The 317-nt window shown below is 68.8% G+C and carries 1 pseudogene; it reads right to left on the reverse strand.

Features of this window, described 5'->3' with window-relative positions:
• Positions 1-248, reverse strand: a pseudogene (locus tag FLX08_RS40220) (IS630 family transposase); the annotation flags it as partial.
• Positions 249-317: the final 69 nt, after the last annotated feature.

Below are 317 nucleotides of genomic sequence, written 5' to 3' on the forward strand. Positions count from 1 at the left end.
ACGATGGTGAGCCAGTCGGCGTGCTCGGCGGCGAAGGTCTTCATCCCGGGCACTAGGTGCAGGTTGAGGTTGTCCCAGACCAGCACGATCGGGGCGCCGAGCTGGGCGTGGGCATGAAGGATCAGGTCGCGGTAGTCCATCCAGCCGAAGGTCTTGGGCTCGCCTTTGCGGCCGCGGTAGACGTGCAGGCGGTAGATCAGCCGGGAGCGTTCGCCGGGTTTGTAGCAGACCAGGGCGGCGATGTTCACCCGTCCGCTTCCGCGCCCGCGGACGTGTACCACCGGCGTGTGCCCGCGCCGGCCCCACGTTCGTGCGCG

This window comes from Microbispora hainanensis (genome assembly GCF_006874475.1).
Taxonomy (GTDB): domain Bacteria; phylum Actinomycetota; class Actinomycetes; order Streptosporangiales; family Streptosporangiaceae; genus Microbispora; species Microbispora hainanensis.